This is a genomic window from Serratia sp. EWG9, from assembly GCF_019913725.1.
In the GTDB taxonomy this organism is placed as follows: domain Bacteria; phylum Pseudomonadota; class Gammaproteobacteria; order Enterobacterales; family Enterobacteriaceae; genus Serratia; species Serratia ureilytica.
On the sequence record NZ_JADNRO010000004.1, the window covers coordinates 105,705 to 121,660 of the forward strand.

Annotated in this window: 16 protein-coding genes; 2 read left to right on the forward strand and 14 right to left on the reverse strand. The window is 59.1% G+C overall.

The features are described from left to right. Positions 1-16: 16 nt before the first annotated feature. From ITX55_RS11190 to lpxO, 3 genes are all read right to left on the reverse strand, one after another. On the reverse strand, positions 17-712 hold the full coding sequence (locus ITX55_RS11190) for a CTP synthase (RefSeq protein WP_042785799.1): 696 nt from the start codon (positions 710-712) through the stop codon (positions 17-19). A 119-nt stretch (positions 713-831) separates the two neighbouring features. Beyond that, positions 832-1,752 carry a kdo(2)-lipid IV(A) palmitoleoyltransferase gene (gene lpxP, locus ITX55_RS11195; protein WP_223085063.1) on the reverse strand — a complete coding sequence of 307 codons (921 nt, stop codon included), beginning with the start codon at positions 1,750-1,752 and terminating at the stop codon, positions 832-834. Positions 1,753-2,052: 300 nt separating this feature from the next. Further along, positions 2,053-2,958 (reverse strand): lipid A hydroxylase LpxO, encoded by a 906-nt coding sequence (gene lpxO / locus ITX55_RS11200; RefSeq protein ID WP_033651231.1) that lies wholly within the window; start codon positions 2,956-2,958, stop codon positions 2,053-2,055. Between the two features lie 248 nt (positions 2,959-3,206). On the opposite strand from lpxO, the gene ITX55_RS11205 reads away from it, so the two are divergent. Further along, positions 3,207-3,548: a hypothetical protein gene (locus ITX55_RS11205; RefSeq protein WP_016930249.1), complete on the forward strand. Its 342-nt coding sequence runs from the start codon at positions 3,207-3,209 to the stop codon at positions 3,546-3,548. Positions 3,549-3,678: 130 nt separating this feature from the next. Here ITX55_RS11205 and fis read toward each other — a convergent pair whose 3' ends face one another. The 11 genes from fis to ITX55_RS11260 all read right to left on the reverse strand — a co-directional run bounded on the left by fis (position 3,679) and on the right by ITX55_RS11260 (position 13,414). Continuing rightward, entirely contained in the window at positions 3,679-3,975 is a 297-nt protein-coding gene (fis, locus tag ITX55_RS11210) for a DNA-binding transcriptional regulator Fis (RefSeq protein WP_000462905.1), read from the reverse strand. After that, positions 3,957-4,961 (reverse strand): tRNA dihydrouridine synthase DusB, encoded by a 1,005-nt coding sequence (gene dusB / locus ITX55_RS11215; protein ID WP_033644443.1) that lies wholly within the window; start codon positions 4,959-4,961, stop codon positions 3,957-3,959. The genes fis and dusB overlap by 19 nt, the downstream gene beginning before the upstream one ends. 394 nt (positions 4,962-5,355) lie before the next feature. After that, positions 5,356-6,237 carry a 50S ribosomal protein L11 methyltransferase gene (prmA, locus tag ITX55_RS11220; protein WP_108682083.1) on the reverse strand — a complete coding sequence of 294 codons (882 nt, stop codon included), beginning with the start codon at positions 6,235-6,237 and terminating at the stop codon, positions 5,356-5,358. An 11-nt stretch (positions 6,238-6,248) separates the two neighbouring features. Continuing rightward, on the reverse strand, positions 6,249-7,694 hold the full coding sequence (panF, locus tag ITX55_RS11225; RefSeq protein ID WP_004936863.1) for a sodium/pantothenate symporter: 1,446 nt from the start codon (positions 7,692-7,694) through the stop codon (positions 6,249-6,251). Continuing rightward, on the reverse strand, positions 7,684-7,926 hold the full coding sequence (locus ITX55_RS11230) for a YhdT family protein (protein ID WP_033644445.1): 243 nt from the start codon (positions 7,924-7,926) through the stop codon (positions 7,684-7,686). The genes panF and ITX55_RS11230 overlap by 11 nt, the downstream gene beginning before the upstream one ends. Before the next feature lie 151 nt (positions 7,927-8,077). Beyond that, positions 8,078-9,427 (reverse strand): acetyl-CoA carboxylase biotin carboxylase subunit, encoded by a 1,350-nt coding sequence (accC, locus tag ITX55_RS11235; protein ID WP_033651233.1) that lies wholly within the window; start codon positions 9,425-9,427, stop codon positions 8,078-8,080. 12 nt (positions 9,428-9,439) lie between these two features. After that, the gene (accB, locus tag ITX55_RS11240) at positions 9,440-9,907 is read right to left on the reverse strand and encodes an acetyl-CoA carboxylase biotin carboxyl carrier protein (protein ID WP_033636178.1); all 468 of its coding nucleotides are present in this window, start codon (positions 9,905-9,907) and stop codon (positions 9,440-9,442) included. 32 nt (positions 9,908-9,939) lie between these two features. Beyond that, positions 9,940-10,392, reverse strand: a complete 453-nt coding sequence (gene aroQ / locus ITX55_RS11245) for a type II 3-dehydroquinate dehydratase (RefSeq protein ID WP_004936891.1) — start codon at positions 10,390-10,392, stop codon at positions 9,940-9,942. Between the two features lie 286 nt (positions 10,393-10,678). Beyond that, the gene (gene msrQ / locus ITX55_RS11250; protein WP_016930241.1) at positions 10,679-11,278 is read right to left on the reverse strand and encodes a protein-methionine-sulfoxide reductase heme-binding subunit MsrQ; all 600 of its coding nucleotides are present in this window, start codon (positions 11,276-11,278) and stop codon (positions 10,679-10,681) included. Continuing rightward, positions 11,279-12,280: a protein-methionine-sulfoxide reductase catalytic subunit MsrP gene (gene msrP, locus ITX55_RS11255; RefSeq protein WP_072626900.1), complete on the reverse strand. Its 1,002-nt coding sequence runs from the start codon at positions 12,278-12,280 to the stop codon at positions 11,279-11,281. A 156-nt stretch (positions 12,281-12,436) separates the two neighbouring features. After that, on the reverse strand, positions 12,437-13,414 hold the full coding sequence (locus ITX55_RS11260; RefSeq protein WP_033644448.1) for an MDR family oxidoreductase: 978 nt from the start codon (positions 13,412-13,414) through the stop codon (positions 12,437-12,439). A 204-nt stretch (positions 13,415-13,618) separates the two neighbouring features. Between ITX55_RS11260 and csrD the strand changes: the two genes are divergently transcribed. Next, positions 13,619-15,553, forward strand: a complete 1,935-nt coding sequence (gene csrD / locus ITX55_RS11265; protein ID WP_108682081.1) for an RNase E specificity factor CsrD — start codon at positions 13,619-13,621, stop codon at positions 15,551-15,553. Positions 15,554-15,956 lie beyond the last annotated feature (403 nt).

Consider the following 15,956-nt stretch of genomic DNA (forward strand, 5'->3'; position numbering starts at 1 on the left):
TTTGGTTCATCGCGCTTTACCCGTTGGCGGCGGCTTTGACGAGTTCCACCACCAGCGGTGAAAGCTCGCCGCGCAGCGCGGCGCGTTCCGACTGGAACAGCGTGGCGGCGTAAAAACGCCGGCCCGGCAGTTCGATGGCGCGCACGTCGCCTTCGGCATCGTGGCCGCTGATGATCAGCGGGAAGCGCTGCAGATCGGCGACGAAGTCCGGATTCACGCCGAAGTTGCAGTGGTAGCCTTCATGGGCGTTCAGGCTGCCGTAGGCCTGCGCGACGCGGGTGTCAGGCTGAAAAACGATGTCGCCGGTTTTTTCCACCAGCGAGCAGCTCAATGGGGCGATCACCAGCCGGCCACCGCTGTCGGTTTCCGCATGACCGGCGTCGTGCCAGCCCATCACATTGCGGGCGTATTCGACGATGGCGTATTGAAAACCGCCGCAGGAGCCGAGGAACGGCACGTCGTTTTCCCGCGCATGACGGATCGCCATAAAGGCGCCGTCGTCGTGACGATACGGGCTGCCCGGCACCACCCAGATGGCGTCGAAATCTTGCAGCGCGTCGGGGGAGGTCAGGGTTTCGGTCGGGAGCCACTGGGGCTGAACGTCGATGTCGAGGTGGGCGGCGGTGAGCTGGAGTGCCACGGGGATAGCCTGGTGAGCCACGGCTTGCGGGTTGTAATCACCGACCAGAGCAATGCGGACTTGAGCTTTCATCATTTCCTTTCCTGTGCGGGTAAAAAAGGAGATTACAGGAAAGCGGGATCCCGAGCCGCAGATTTTTTAAACGCGGCGCACAAAAAAGCCCGGCGTTGGCCGGGCTGAAAAAAAGAGGGTCAGTACAGCGAGGGCGCGCCAGCCGGTCGGGTTTTGAAACGGCGGTGCAGCCACATGTATTGCTCCGGCGCCCGCATGATCTCTTTCTCGATCACTTTGTTCATGTAAGCCGCCGCCGCCTGTTCGTCGCTGAGCGGATAGTCTTCCAGAGCCGGTTGGATCAGCAGGTCGTAGCCGCGGCCGCCTTCGCGGCGGATCAGCACCACCGGCACCAGCGCCGGGTTGGCCATGCGTGCCAGCATGAAGGTGCCGCTGGTGGTGGCGGCCTTATCGACGGCGAACAGCGGCGCGAATACGCTGCCGCGCGGGCCGTAGTCCTGATCCGGTGCGAACCACACCGCCTCGCCGCGCTTGAGCGAATGCACCATGCCGCGCAAATCCTTGCGATCGATCATCGCCTTGTTGGAACGCATGCGGCCTTTGGTCTGCGCCCATTCCATCGCCTTGTTGTTATGCGGACGGTACATCGCCATCATCGGCTGACACAGGCCCATCGCCCGGCCGCCCAGCTCCAGTGACATAAAATGCACGCCGATCACCAGCACGCCGCGATCGTCGCGCTGCGCCATTTTGAGGTGGTTGATGCCGGAGACGTTGAACCAGCGCTTGACGCGTTTATCTGACCAGAACCAGGCCATGCCGGTTTCCAGCAGGCCCATGCCGAGGGATTCGAAATTGCCCACCACTTTGCGCTCGCGCTGCGCTTCGTCCATCTCGGGGAAGCACAGCTCGAGGTTGCGACGGGTGATGGTGACGCGGCGCTTGAGAAAACGCATCGAGGTGCGTCCCATCCACACCCCCAGACGGTAGAGCAGCGGATAGGGGAGCTGTACCAGCAGGAACAGCAGAGCGAGGCCGAACCAGGTTAGCCAGTAGCGCGGGTGCAGCAAGGCCAGTTGAAATGCTTTGGCTGATTTCATAGAAACTCGTTTTATACGTTAAAAGGGGCAGCAAGCTGTAACGCATAAAGGTTCCACTCGATAGCGATACGACTACTCAGACACCCGGGTACGGCCAGGGTTTAGTCGGAATTCCATAATTGACTAAACATTTACATTCGAAGGGCGGTTTGCGCTGCTATCAGGCTGCGGAGGGATAGCTGTTGGCCAGCGGAGGCGGCTCTAGGAATGCTTATGCTAACACAGGGTACGGGGTGTGGCGGAAGAGGGGCATGCGAATATTCTCATTCGCGTTGCCCCTGAGTTGAGGATTGGCGCGTTTTACAGGCTGGGAATGATAATCGCGGCGAAGATCGCGGCGATCACCAGCCATTTCAGCAGGTAGTAACCGCGGCGGTTGCGCGCTTTCAGGCGTTGGCCGGCATCGCGCACCGCGTTGACGTATTTGAAGATGCGGTTGATGCCGCCGGTGCGGTCCTGATCGTCGTTCGGCGAACTGGCCGCCGACATCAGCGTAGCGCCGACCCAGTGGTTGACTGCCTGCGCCCAGCGCCATTTCATTGGCCGCTCGACGTCGCAAAACAGAATGATGCGCGTCTGATCGGTGGCGTTCTGCGCCCAGTGCACGTAGGTCTCGTCGAAGATCACCGCCTCGCCGTCGCGCCAGCTGTGCTGCTCGCCGTCTACTTCGATGAAGCAGCGATCGTCGTTGGGCGTCATCAGCCCCAGGTGATAGCGCACCGAGCCGGCGTAAGGATCGCGGTGTTTACCCAGGTGGCTGCCGGGCGGCAGCTCGGCGAACATCGCCGCCTTGACCGACGGGATGCGGTTGAGCAGCTCGACGGTTTTTGGACACAGCGTCTGTGCCGAAGGATGACTGTCGCTGTACCATTTCAGATAGAAACGTTTCCAGCCGCGTTTGAAGAAGGTGTTGAAGCCGGCATCGTTATGTGACTGCGCCTTTTTGATGTGATCCTGCAGGCGCACCGCTTCTTCGCGGATCGTCTGCCAGTTGTCGGTCAGCGTCTGCAGCTCCGGGAAGCCTTTTTCGTCGAAATAGGGCTGTTTGGCGGGCAAACGGGAGAAACCGGTCATAAACATGTTGATCGGCCCCATAAACGTGGAGTGATCGAACAGCTGACGGGTAAGCTTTTGTTTCTCTTTGCCGCGGGAGTGTGCGTAGAGGAAGCTGATGATAAAAATGCCGATAATGATCGCGGCAACCATAGAATCCATCCCTGTTAGTGCTTGTTAAAAATTCGTACAAATTATAGTTTTGTGACAGGAAAAATTTAACTTTTTCGTGCGCTTTCCCCGCTCATGCTGCTTAGCGGCATAAAAAATCAATAAAACTGTTTGTAATAAAATTTTATATCGATTTTTTTGGTTTTAGTCCTATTCTTAAATCGTTCAAGGGGCGTTTCATGCCATCTTGTTTCATGACGAATGGCACGTATCTGAGAAAAGAGGGACTTATGAAGAAATCAATCATTGCCTTGTCTGCACTGCTGCTCGCTTCCCCGGTGTTCGCTGCTGAAACCGCGACCGACACCGCCGCTCACGCCAGCAACGAGGTCGTCGCTGAGGCGCATAAAGGGGCGGATACCGCCAAAGAAAAGCTGCACCAGTCTCAGGACAAGGGTGAAGAGCTGAAGCTGAAAGCCAAGCACGCCGCCGAAGGCAAGAGCGATAGCGTTGGCAGTAAAGTGAGCGAAGGCTCGCAAAAAGCCTGGCACTCCACCAAACAGGGTACGGAGAAGGCTTGGGACAAGACCAAGCAAGGGGCGGAAAGCCTCAAAAACAAAGCGACCGAGTAAGGTCTCCGCTTTTACCCCAAGGGCCGCGTTGCGGCCTTTTTTATTGCCTGCAAACCGGGCGTGCCCCAAAGAAAAAGGCGCTTATCAAATGAGATAAAGCGCCTTTTATCAACACGTTAACTGACTAGTATCAGTTCATGCCGTATTTTTTCAGCTTCTTACGCAGCGTGCCGCGGTTGATGCCCATCATCAGGGCTGCGCGGGTTTGGTTGCCACGGGTGTATTGCATCACCATGTCCAACAGTGGCTGTTCAACTTCAGCCAGTACCAGCTCATACAGGTCATTTACGTCTTGACCGTTCAGTTGAGCAAAATAGTTCTTCAGTGCTTGTTTAACCGAGTCACGCAGAGGCTTTTGAGTCACCTGATCTTGTGAGTTAACGGTAGAAACGGTCAGTACGTCAGAATTTACGCGTTGTTCGAACATAGTTCTGTCAGCTCTTTTTTTACGCTAAGATTTTCGAAATATGCCTCCAACGCCTCCAGCTGTTCGCTGGCATCCTCTATGGCGTTGAATGTGCGCCGAAACTGGTCATTCGGAGCGTGTTCCTGGAGATACCAGGACACGTGCTTACGAGCAATCCGGAATCCCTTGCCTTGGCCATAGAAGCCGTGCAATTCCCGAATGTGCCCAATCAACAAGCGCTTCACCTCGCCAAGCGGCATCGGCGGCAGCAACTCCCCAGTGTCCAGATAATGCTGGATTTCCCGGAAGATCCAGGGTCTCCCCTGAGCAGCGCGGCCTATCATCAGGGCGTCGGCCCCGGTGTAGTCGAGCACTGCTCTGGCTTTATGCGGGTCAGTAATATCCCCATTCGCGATAATCGGAATGGAAACACTCTGCTTAACTGCCCGAATGCTGTCGTATTCCGCGTTGCCGTTAAACAGACAGGCGCGGGTTCGGCCGTGAATCGTCAGGGCCTGAATACCACAGTCTTCGGCCAGTTGGGCAATCTCTACACAGTTACGGTGCTCTGGCGCCCAGCCGGTGCGAATCTTCAGCGTTACCGGCACATCCACCGCGTCGACCACCGCGTGGAGGATCCGTTTAACCAGATCCGGGTACTGCAACAAAGCGGACCCGGCAAGCTTCCGGTTCACTTTTTTGGCCGGGCATCCCATGTTGATGTCGATGATCTGCGCGCCGCTGGCCACGTTGATACGCGCGGCGGCGGCCATATCATCAGGATCGCATCCGGCAATTTGCACGGAGCGGATCCCAGGTTCATCGCTATGCACCATACGCAGACGCGACTTATCCGTCCGCCACACCTCCGGGTTGGAGGAGAGCATTTCGGATACAGCCATCCCAGCACCCATTGCATGACAGAGGGTTCTGAACGGGCGATCTGTAATACCGGCCATCGGGGCCGCAATCAGGCAATTAGTAAGCTGGTGGTGTCCAATGCGCATAGACAAAGAGTGACCATACTGTGTCCGCAAGGGCGCGTATATTACGCATTTTTGCGTCGAGATGAAAGGCCAAACTTTAACCAATTGGCCCGATATTAGGACGAAAAATACGCTACGCGGCGATTCATAAAAATATTATATATATTTTACAATAAGTTGACGAAAAGTGCTTATTTTGTGTGCGGCAAAATATTCGCCTTTGCGCAGGATATTATCTGCATTCGCCCGCTATTTTTGCCGGGATAGCCTGCCTGGAAGGCGCATTCTCAGGGCGATCCGTCGTTGAGCGGCGAAAAATTGCATAAAATTTTGTGCCGCCCGAGGGCCGATCGCCGGACAAAAAAAATCCACCGGCGCAGGGCCGGTGGACGAGAGGGGCACTATACCGTGACGCTTACTTGCGGCGACCGGTAATGCGGCACCACTCTTCGCGCTCGGCGACCGGGTCGAGTGTGAACTTCTCTGCGTAGGCTTCCGCTACGCTGCTCGCCTGGCTGGCCAGCACGCCGGACAGCCCCAGATGGCCACCGGCCTTCGGCAGACAGCCGATCAGCGGCGCCAGCTCGCGCAGCGGGCCGGCGAGGATGTTGGCGACCACCACGTCCGCCAGCAGGTCGGCAGGCTGGTCTTTCGGCAGATACAGCTCCAGACGCTCTGAAACGCCGTTACGCTGCGCGTTGTCGCGGCTGGCCTGAATGGCCTGGGGATCGATGTCGATGCCGATAGCGCGCGCCGCACCCAGCTTCAGCGCGGCGATCGCCAGGATGCCGGAGCCGCAACCGAAGTCGATAACGGTTTTGCCGGCCAGATCGAGGCCGTCCAGCCACTGCAGGCACAGCGCGGTGGTCGGGTGGGTGCCGGTGCCAAACGCCAGGCCCGGATCGAGCATCACGTTGACCGCGTCGGGATCGGGCACGTCACGCCAGCTCGGGCAGATCCACAAGCGCTCGCCGAAACGCATCGGGTGGAAGTTGTCCATCCACTCGCGCTCCCAGTCCTTGTCTTCCAGCTGTTCTATCTTGTGGCGGAAACCGGCGCCCAGCAGCGGGTGCTGTTCCAGCATTGCCACCACCTCGGCCATATCGGTTTCGGCGTCGTACAGGCCGATCACATCGGTATCGCCCCACAGCAGGGTTTCACCCGGCAAGGGTTCGAACACCGGATTGTCGTGGGTGTCCTGGAAGGTCACCGACACGGCGCCGCTTTCCACCAGCGCGTCGCTCAGGTCTTCCGCCTGGCTGCCGGAGGTGTTCAGTTTGAGTTGGATCCAAGGCATAGCAATTCTCTTCAAGAGGGTAATGATGACGCCGCCCGGCGCTTTTCGCCGACGACGTTACCGAGATAAAACGCCAACAGGCTGAGCAACAGCGAAGGCACGATAGGGTGCAGCCCCGCCGGTTGCAGGTTGAAGCTGGCCAATAGCGTATAGCATACCGCACCCGACACCATTGAGCTAAGCGCTCCCTGTGCATTGGCGCGTTCCCAATACAGGCCCAGCACCAGCGGCCACAGGAAGACCGCCTCCAGCCCGCCGAAAGCCAGCAGGTTGAGCCAGATGATCATCTCAGGCGGCCGCCAGGCCGCCAGCAGCACCAGCAGACCGAGGATCAGCGTGGTCAGGCTGGAGAAGCGCTTGATCAATCGCTCGTTGTGGATCTGCTGCGGCCGCACGCCCAGGTAGAGATCCTTAATGATGGTGGCGGAGGATTGCAGCAGTTGGGCGTTGATGGTCGACATGATCGCCGCCATCGGCGCCGCCAAAAAGATCCCGGCGGCGTACGGCGGCAGCACGGTGATCATCAGCGTTGGGATCACCTGATCGGGGATCTTGAGATCGGGCAATACCGCGCGGCCGAGCGCGCCGGCCAGGTGCATGCCGAACATCAGCACCGCCACCACTACGGTGCCGAGCAGAATGCCGCGATGCACCGCCTTGCTGTCCTTGTAGGAGATGCAGCGCACGGCGGTGTGGGGCAGGCCGATCACCCCAAAGCACACCAGGATCCAGAATGACGCCATAAACGGCAGGCTGAGGATCTGATCGCCGCCCTGCGGCGACACCAGCGCCGGATCGATCTGCTGTAGTTTGCTTACTGCGCTGTCCAGTCCGCCGGCGGCATGGATCACCGCCACCAGCAACAGCACGGTGCCAAGCAGCATCACCAGCCCCTGCATGGCGTCGTTCAGCACGCTGGCGCGGAAGCCGCCGAAGGCGGTGTACAGCGCGATGCTGATGCCGAAGATCAGCAGGCCGGTGTCATAAGGAATGCCGGCGGCGGTCTCCAACAGGCGGGCGCCGCCGATGAACTGCACCGTCATGGCGCCGAGAAACGCCACCAGCAGGCTGAGGCTGGCCAGCCACACCAACAGGCGGCTTTGGTAGCGGCCATACAGCATGTCATTGAGGGTAATGGCGTTGTAGCGCCGCGCCAGGATGGCGAATTTCTTGCCCAGCACGCCGAGCGACAGCCACACCGCCGGCAGTTGGATCATCGCCAGCAGTACCCAGCCCAGGCCGTATTTGTAGGCGGCGCCGGGCCCGCCGATAAACGAACTGGCGCTGATGTAGGTGGCGGTCAGGGTCATCGCCAGCACAAAGCCGCCCATCGAGCGGTTGCCGAGGAAGTATTCGCTGAGGAAATTTCCGTTCTGACGGCGGCGATAGGCATACACCGACAGGCCGAACACCAGCAACAGGTAGGCGACCAGCGGCAGGATCACTTCAGTTTGCATCGCTGTCCTCCAGCGAAATGTCGCGGAACACCGTGCGCACCATCAGCCAGCACAGGCCGATGAACAGCAGCGGCACCAGCAGGCAGGCCATTTCGAACCAGTGCGGCAGGCCGGTGACGCCGATGGCGCTGTCCGGCAGGTAGGCCGCCAGCCCCCAGGCCAGCAGGTAGAGCAGCGTCAGCCCCAGCGCCCAGCGCGCTTCGCGGTGCGCCTGAATAAAGCGTTTGTCCATCCGTGTCTCCCATAGGTTTACGGTGATGGATTCATCAAAGGTAGGGAATTTTACGGCATGACGGCGTTTTGCCAAGCCGTTACTGGCGTCAGCGCCAAAGAAAAAGGCCGGTGATTAACCGGCCTTTCGTCAGACGATGCTGCGTGCCTGCTTAGGTTTCCTGCAGACCCAGCTTCTTCTCCAGATAGTGGATGTTGGTGCCACCGTGCTGGAAGTTTTCGTCGTTCATGATCTTCTGCTGCAGCTCAACGTTGGTTTTGATGCCGTCGATGATCAGTTCAGCCAGGGCGTTTTTCATGCGGGCAATCGCCACGTCACGGTTTTCGCCGTAGGTGATCAGTTTGCCGATCATGGAGTCATAGTACGGCGGTACGGTATAACCGGCGTAGATATGAGATTCCCAACGCACGCCGAAACCGCCTGGCGCGTGGAAGCGGGTGATCTTGCCCGGGCTCGGCAGGAAGGTGTTCGGATCTTCGGCGTTGATGCGGCATTCTACCGCATGGCCGTGGATCTTCACTTCTTCCTGTTTGATCGACAGCGGCTGACCGGCAGCGATGCGCAGCTGCTCTTTGATCAGATCCACGCCGGTGATCATTTCGGTAACCGGGTGCTCTACCTGAATACGGGTGTTCATTTCGATGAAATAGAACTCGCCGTTTTCATAAAGGAACTCGAAGGTGCCCGCACCGCGATAGCCGATTTCCACACAGGCTTTCGAGCAGCGCTCGCCGATGTAGCGGCGCATTTCGCTGGTGATGCCCGGCGCCGGCGCTTCTTCGACCACCTTCTGGTGGCGACGCTGCATGGAGCAGTCGCGCTCGGCCAGATAGATGGCGTTGCCCTGGCCGTCGGCCAATACCTGAATCTCGATGTGACGCGGATTCTCCAGGTATTTTTCCATGTACACCATGTCGTTGTTGAAAGCCGCTTTGGCTTCCGCTTTCGTCATGTTGATGGACTGCTCAAGGTCTTTGTCGCTGCGCACGACGCGCATGCCGCGGCCGCCGCCGCCGCCGGAGGCCTTGATGATCACCGGATAACCGATGCGTTTGGCGAAGGCACGGTTTTTATCCATGTCATCGGTCAGCGGGCCGTCGGAGCCCGGCACGCATGGCACGCCGGCTTTTTTCATGGCGTTGATCGCGGAAACCTTGTCGCCCATCAGGCGGATGGTTTCGGCTTTCGGGCCGATGAAGATGAAACCGGAGCGTTCAACCTGCTCGGCGAAGTCGGCGTTCTCGGACAGGAAGCCGTAGCCCGGGTGGATCGCCACTGCGCCGGTGATTTCCGCCGCCGAGATGATGGCCGGGATGTTCAGATAGCTTTTTACCGATGGCGCAGGACCGATGCAGACGGTCTCGTCGGCCAGCAGAACGTGTTTCAGATCGCGGTCGGCCGCGGAGTGAACCGCAACGGTCTTGATGCCCAGTTCTTTACAGGCACGCAGGATGCGAAGCGCGATCTCGCCGCGGTTGGCGATAACAATTTTATCAAGCATGGGGGCGCCTCGTTATTCGATGACGACCAGCGGCTCGTCATATTCGACCGGCTGGCCGTTTTCCACCAGGATGGCTTTCACGACGCCGGACTTGTCCGCTTCGATCTGGTTCATCATTTTCATGGCTTCAACGATGCACAGGGTATCGCCGGCGTTCACTTTCTGGCCCACTTCCACGAAGGCTTTCGCGTCCGGGCTTGGGGTGCGGTAGAAGGTGCCTACCATTGGGGAACGAACGACGTGGCCACTCACGGCCGCCGGTGCTGCAGGGGTTTCTGCCGCAGGCGCGGTGGCAACGGCGTTAGCCAGGGCTGGCTGCTGCTGTGCCGGCATCGCGTAGGCCTGCTGCATGACGGGATAAGCCTGCGCCGGTGCGGCACGGCTGATGCGAACTGATTCTTCGCCTTCAGAGATTTCCAGTTCAGAAATGCCTGATTCTTCAACCAGTTCGATCAGTTTCTTGATTTTACGAATATCCATGAGTGTGATTCCGTACTCTTTTTGTGGAGCAATTAGTGGGTTTTCGACAGACGGTTAACCGCTGCCTGTAAAGCGAAAGCGTAGCCATCCGCGCCGAGGCCGCAAATCACGCCTACCGCTACGTCTGAGAGATAAGAGTGATGGCGGAAAGGTTCGCGGGCGTGCACGTTGGACAGGTGGATCTCGATGAACGGGATCTGCACCGCCAGCAACGCATCGCGCAGCGCCACGCTGGTATGCGTGAACGCCGCCGGATTTATCAGAATGAAATCGGTATTGCCGCGCGCCTGATGGATGCGATCGATCAGCTGATGCTCGGCGTTGGACTGCAGATGGCTCAGGGTAATATCCAATGCGGATGCCTGGTTTTCCAATCCGTTAACAATCTCTGTCAGCGTCGTGCTGCCGTACTTCTCCGGCTCACGCGTCCCCAGCAGATTGAGATTGGGGCCGTTCAGAAGCAAAATGTGAAACTTATCCGCCATTGTGCTGGTATCTCCGGCAATAAAACCATCATCGTAGAAAATAACCCGATGTTACCGATTTGTCACCTGTTAAGGGGCAAATTCACCCTGAGAACAGAAACAAGGTCGGGCATTATAACGATATCGTAGCAATTCGCAGCTAAATACTGGTCTTATCAGCGAAGATATTCAACCCCAAATCGACGAACTCGGGGAGCCGTGACAGGAATATGAGCGCTGGAACACAAAAAAAGTTCCCGCCGGCGCGCGCGTTTTTCAGCGGCAATCCCACGCGCCGCCGCGCGATTCAGCGCCACCAAGCGCGGAATTTCTTGTAACGCAGGCCCAACAGCGCCACCGCCAACAGCGCGTAAATGAACGGCTGGGGGGAAAACGTTTTGACCGACCACAGATAGTGGATGGGCGCGAGGATCGCCGCCAGATAGACGAAGTTGTGCAACGTTTGCCATTTGGCGCCCAGTTTGCGCATCGCCCACAGCGTCGAGGTGGCCGCCAGCGCCAGCAGGATCAGCCAGGTGAGGATGCCGAGCGTCAGATACGGGCGATTCACCAGCTCGCTGCCCAGCAGGCCGAGATTGCTCAGCCCCAGTTCCAGCGTGGAGTAGCTTATCAGGTGCAACGTGCCCCAGGCAAAGCACCACAGCCCGACCAGGCGGCGGCAGCGGATCAGCAGCGGCTGCCGGGCGTAGCGCGCCAGCGGGGCGATAGCCAGCGTGGCCAGCAGCAGTTTCAGCGTCATCCTGCCGGTAAAATGCTGAATGTCCTTGGACGGATCGGCGCTGAACCAGCCCTGATCCACCGCCAACACCAGCCAGAGAAAGGGCAAAAACGCCGCCAGATGCAGGGCGGCTTTCAGCCATTTGATATGAACAGGCGTCAGGCGCACTTAGAAATTCTCCCGCAGGTCCATGCCGTGATACAGCGACGCCACCTGATCGGCATAGCCGTTAAACAGCAGCGTCGGTTGGCGTTTGACGTCGAGTATGCCGCCGGCGCCGATGAAACGCTCGGTGGCCTGCGACCAGCGCGGATGATCGACGTGCGGATTCACGTTGGCGTAAAAACCGTACTCGTTCGGCGCAGATTGGTTCCAGGTGGTCGGCGGCTGATCGCGCACCAAACGGATATGCACGATCGACTTGATGCCTTTGAAGCCGTATTTCCACGGCGTAATCAACCGCAGCGGCGCGCCGTTTTGCGGCGGCAGGGTTTTGCCGTACACGCCGACGGTCAGCAGCGCCAGCGGATGCATCGCCTCGTCCAGCCGCAGCCCTTCGATGTAGGGATATTTCAGGCCGCCGCCGATAAAGCGATCTTTCTGGCCGGGCATCTGTTCCGGATCGTACAGCGTCTGGAAGGCCACGTAGCGCGCGCTGCCGTTCGGCTCGGCCAGCTTGAGAAGCTTGCCCAGCTCGAAACCGATCCATGGCACCACCATCGACCAGGCCTCGACGCAGCGCATGCGATAAATGCGCTGCTCCAGCGGGAAACGCTTCATCAGATCGTCGATATCCAGCGTTATCGGCTTCGCCACTTCGCCGTCGATGCGCACTTTCCAGCCTTCGGTCTTCAGCCCGCCGGCGTTGGCGGCCGGATCGGCCTTGTCGAGGCCGAACTCATAGAAGTTGTTGTAGCCGGTGACCTTGTCTTCCGGCGTCATCGCCAGCTGCGCCTGCCAGGCGGCCGGTTTGCTGAATTCCAGCGCTTTGCCCGGCGGCGCCTTGGGACGATCGTTGCCTTTGAACCACGACAGCAGGTCCGCCTGTGCGCCGGTAGGCAGCGCCAGCGTGGCGGCGGTGATGCCGAGCGCCTGCAGCACTTTGCGCCGCTGGTGGAATACGCTCTCCGGCGTGACGTCGGCCTCGGTCAATTTGGGGTGTTTGTTCATGCTGATGTTCTCCGCGACTGATGCCCGCCGCCCGCAAGCGGTTAACGGGGCTCCATGAAATAAGCATGGCGCTAAAGCCGGCCGGAAGCGAGGGGACGCGGGAAAATATGAAATTTCGCAGACGCCGGTGAGCCCCCCGTCGCCGGGGGGAGTCCGTCAGCGGATTTTCACCAGAGTGCGGCCGGTGATTTGGTTGTTCAGCAGCGCGGCGGCGGTGGCCGGCGCCTGTTCGAGGGTGATTTCGTGCGTGGCCTGCTGATAGAAACTGTCCGGCAGAATGCCGGCCAGCCGTTCCCAGGCGGTTTGGCGGCGATGCAGCGGCGTATGCACCGAATCCACCCCTTGCAGGCGCACATTGCGCAGAATGAACGGCATCACGGTGGTCGGCAACTGATAGCCGCCGGCCAGGCCGCAGGCGGCGACGGTGCCGTTATAGTTCATCTGCGCCAGCACCCGGGCCAGCAGTTTGTCGCCGACGGTGTCCACCGCGCCGGCCCACAGCTGTTTCTCCAGCGGACGCGGCGTGTCGATATAGCCATCGCGCGACATCACCTCTTTGGCGCCGAGCGCTTTCAGGTAGTCGGTATTGCTGTCGCGGCCGCTGATGGCGGTCACCCGGTACCCCAGCGCCGCCAGCAGGGCGATGGCGGTGCTGCCCACGCCGCCGCTGGCGCCGGTAACCAGGATATCGCCGTCGTCCGGGTGTACCCCGCCTTCCTCCAGCGCCATCACGCACAGCATGGCGGTAAAGCCGGCGGTGCCGATGATCATCGCCTTGCGCTCATCCAGGCCGTTCGGCAGCGGCACCAGCCACTCGCCGGAGACGCGGGCCTGCTCGGCCAGGCCGCCCCAGTGGTGTTCACCCACGCCCCAGCCGGTGAGCACCACGCTTTGCCCCTCTTTAAAGCGAGCGTCACCGCTGTGGCGCACGGTGCCGGCGAAGTCGATGCCCGGCACCATCGGGAAATGACGCACGATCTTGCCTTTCCCGGTGATCGCCAGCGCATCCTTGTAGTTCAGGCTGGACCAGTTGATGTCGACGGTAACATCGCCTTCCGGCAACCGATCGCTGCCGATATCTTTGATATGAGCCAGAGTTTGGTCGTCTTGTTGTTCCAATAACAGTGCACGCATGTCACTCTTCCTCTCGTTTACACTTTTCTATCAATGGCTGAATCACATTTATTTGACTATATGCATAATAAGCGGCCCAAGTCCTGATAAAGGACAAAAACGGCGCTTGCAGGTTTAATTCCTCAGCAAGGCTTGTTAGGGTTGGACGGCCCCTTTTAGCTAAAGGGTGAACACTCACTTAACCATAGCGGACAAGGCACAGGGATGCGATTTACCACCAAACTCTCTGCATTGATCACTCTGTTGGTCGCGCTGGCGATGTTTTTGATGCTGATGGGATGCTCATACAGCTTCTTTTACGTTACCCAGGATCGCCAGGAGCGTCGCTTTGATTCGCTGGTCACGTCTCTCGATCAAGCCATGTTGCGCGAGTCGCCGCGCGATCAGGAGAAATGGTTGCCGATTGTCATGCGCCCGCTCGGCATTGTGTCGATCCGCGTAGAGGCCGGCGCCAGCAAGCTCCTCGACTATAAATTGCCGACGGCGAAAAAAGAGCCCTGGGATGCGCTGAACGGCTATCGTCAGGTCTCGCGGCCGCTGTTGCAGCACCCGGGCAGTACGCTGCAAATCACCTACCTCGATCCCTTCGCCAGCGATGTGCGCACGTTGCAATCCACGGCCGCCGTCACGCTGTCGATCGTCGTTATGGTGGTGATTTTGCTGTTCAGCCTGCGCTGGCTGCGTGAACAGGCCGACGGCGAGGATCGTCTGGAGCGCCGCGCGCGGCGCATTCTGAACGGCGAGCGCGAAAACGTCATGCAGGGCGACGTGCGCGAATGGCCGGCCAACGTCAGCGGGGCGCTCGACCGCCTGCTGGCCGATCTGGCGGAAGCCCGGGAGGAGCGCAGCCGGGTCGATACGCTGATCCGCGCCTTCGCGGCGCAGGACGCCAAAACCGGGCTGAACAATCGCCTGTTCTTCGATAACCAATTGACCACTCAGCTGGAAGAGGAAGGCTCGCACGGCATCGTGATGATGGTGCGGCTGCCCGATTTCGAGACCCTGCGCGACACGCACGGCAGCGTGGCGGTGCAGGAGCTGATGTATTCGCTGGTCAATCTGCTGTCTACTTTCGTGATGCGCTATCCGTCGGCGCTGCTGGCGCGCTATTTTCACAGCGATTTTACCGTCTTGCTGCCGCATCGCACGCTGAAGGAGGCCGACGGCATCGCCTCACAGCTGGTCAACGCCATCGATGCCTTGCCTTCCACGGCGATGATCGACCGTGAGGCCTTCCTGCACATCGGCATCGTGGCGTACCGCAGCGGCCAGACCACGGAGCAGGTGATCGATTACGCGGAGCAGGCGACGCGGCACGCCACGCTGCAGGGCGAAAACGGTTGGTACGTGTACGACAGCCAGGTGCCGGAAAAGGGGCGCGGCAGCGTCAAGTGGCGCACGCTGCTGGAACTGGTGCTGGCGCGCGGCGGCCCGCGGCTGTATCAGAAACCGGCGGTGACCGTGGAAGGCGAGGTGCACCACCGTGAGATCATGAGCCGAATTTATGACGGCGCCCAGGAATTGCTGCCGGCGGAATATATGCCGCTGGTGGAGCAATTGGGGTTAGCGGAGAGTTACGATCGCCAACAGGTGAGCCGCATCATCCCGTTGCTGGCGCAGTGGCCTGAAGAAACGCTGGCGTTCCCGCTGTGCGTGGACTCGATTTTGCAGCGCTCTTTCCAACGCTGGCTGCGCGATACGCTGTTGCAGTGCGAAAAAAGTCAGCGTCGACGAATTCTGATTGAACTTGCGGAGGCAGATGTGTGTCAACATATCGACCGTTTGCGTCCGGTGCTGAGGTTGCTGTCAGGGCTGGGTTGCCGCCTGGCGGTGTCCAAAGCGGGGTTAACCGTGGTCAGTACGTCCTATATCAAGTCGTTGCAGGTGGAGATCGTCAAGCTCCACCCGGGGTTGGTGCGGAGTATCGATAAGCGGGACGAAAACCAACTGTTCGTGCAGAGCCTGACCGGCGCCTGCGCGGGCACGCGCGCTCAGGTGTTCGCTGCCAGCGTACGTACGCGCAACGAATGGCAGACGCTGAAAGAGCGTGGGATCCATGGCGGGCAGGGCGACTTTTTCGCGTCACCGGAACCGATCGACGTGGGGCGTAAAAAATATTCACGTCGTTATCGTGTTTAAGCTGATTGACGGACAAAAATTGACGTAGAATGAGGTCCGGATCCATCTGGGCCTCGTTACCGTCTTTTTGGAGTTTTTTCCAAACTGCCTGCGACAACAACGCCTATTTGAGATAGGCTCTTGTCTGCCTTTATCTGGTTGACGTTGGTAGGTGCTTACCACCGGCGGCAATCAGGGAATATGTTAGATTTTATGAGCTGTGTTACGCCGTTTCGTGCGTTGACAGGGTGGTAAACTGAGCCTTTGTTCAGGGAATTCAGGCCTCATCCAATTTCCGTGCATTCGAGCAGAAACAATACAGACTATTTTTCACCGAAGTAGAACGTTTTTGCGCCTTGTCGCTGCTTCGTGTGGTTGGTAAAGTAGGCGGATTTTATTTTCCGCCCCCAGCTTGCAGGATTAT

What these genes read in the sequence shown, in the direction of transcription:
- ITX55_RS11190 (WP_042785799.1), bottom strand. Translation starts at nt 712, where the DNA reads ATGAAAGCTCAAGTCCGCATTGCTCTGGTCGGTGATTACAACCCGCAA.
- lpxP (WP_223085063.1), bottom strand. Translation starts at nt 1,752, where the DNA reads ATGAAATCAGCCAAAGCATTTCAACTGGCCTTGCTGCACCCGCGCTAC.
- lpxO (WP_033651231.1), bottom strand. Translation starts at nt 2,958, where the DNA reads ATGGTTGCCGCGATCATTATCGGCATTTTTATCATCAGCTTCCTCTAC.
- ITX55_RS11205 (WP_016930249.1), top strand. Translation starts at nt 3,207, where the DNA reads ATGAAGAAATCAATCATTGCCTTGTCTGCACTGCTGCTCGCTTCCCCG.
- fis (WP_000462905.1), bottom strand. Translation starts at nt 3,975, where the DNA reads ATGTTCGAACAACGCGTAAATTCTGACGTACTGACCGTTTCTACCGTT.
- dusB (WP_033644443.1), bottom strand. Translation starts at nt 4,961, where the DNA reads ATGCGCATTGGACACCACCAGCTTACTAATTGCCTGATTGCGGCCCCG.
- prmA (WP_108682083.1), bottom strand. Translation starts at nt 6,237, where the DNA reads ATGCCTTGGATCCAACTCAAACTGAACACCTCCGGCAGCCAGGCGGAA.
- panF (WP_004936863.1), bottom strand. Translation starts at nt 7,694, where the DNA reads ATGCAAACTGAAGTGATCCTGCCGCTGGTCGCCTACCTGTTGCTGGTG.
- ITX55_RS11230 (WP_033644445.1), bottom strand. Translation starts at nt 7,926, where the DNA reads ATGGACAAACGCTTTATTCAGGCGCACCGCGAAGCGCGCTGGGCGCTG.
- accC (WP_033651233.1), bottom strand. Translation starts at nt 9,427, where the DNA reads ATGCTTGATAAAATTGTTATCGCCAACCGCGGCGAGATCGCGCTTCGC.
- accB (WP_033636178.1), bottom strand. Translation starts at nt 9,907, where the DNA reads ATGGATATTCGTAAAATCAAGAAACTGATCGAACTGGTTGAAGAATCA.
- aroQ (WP_004936891.1), bottom strand. Translation starts at nt 10,392, where the DNA reads ATGGCGGATAAGTTTCACATTTTGCTTCTGAACGGCCCCAATCTCAAT.
- msrP (WP_072626900.1), bottom strand. Translation starts at nt 12,280, where the DNA reads ATGAACAAACACCCCAAATTGACCGAGGCCGACGTCACGCCGGAGAGC.
- ITX55_RS11260 (WP_033644448.1), bottom strand. Translation starts at nt 13,414, where the DNA reads ATGCGTGCACTGTTATTGGAACAACAAGACGACCAAACTCTGGCTCAT.
- csrD (WP_108682081.1), top strand. Translation starts at nt 13,619, where the DNA reads ATGCGATTTACCACCAAACTCTCTGCATTGATCACTCTGTTGGTCGCG.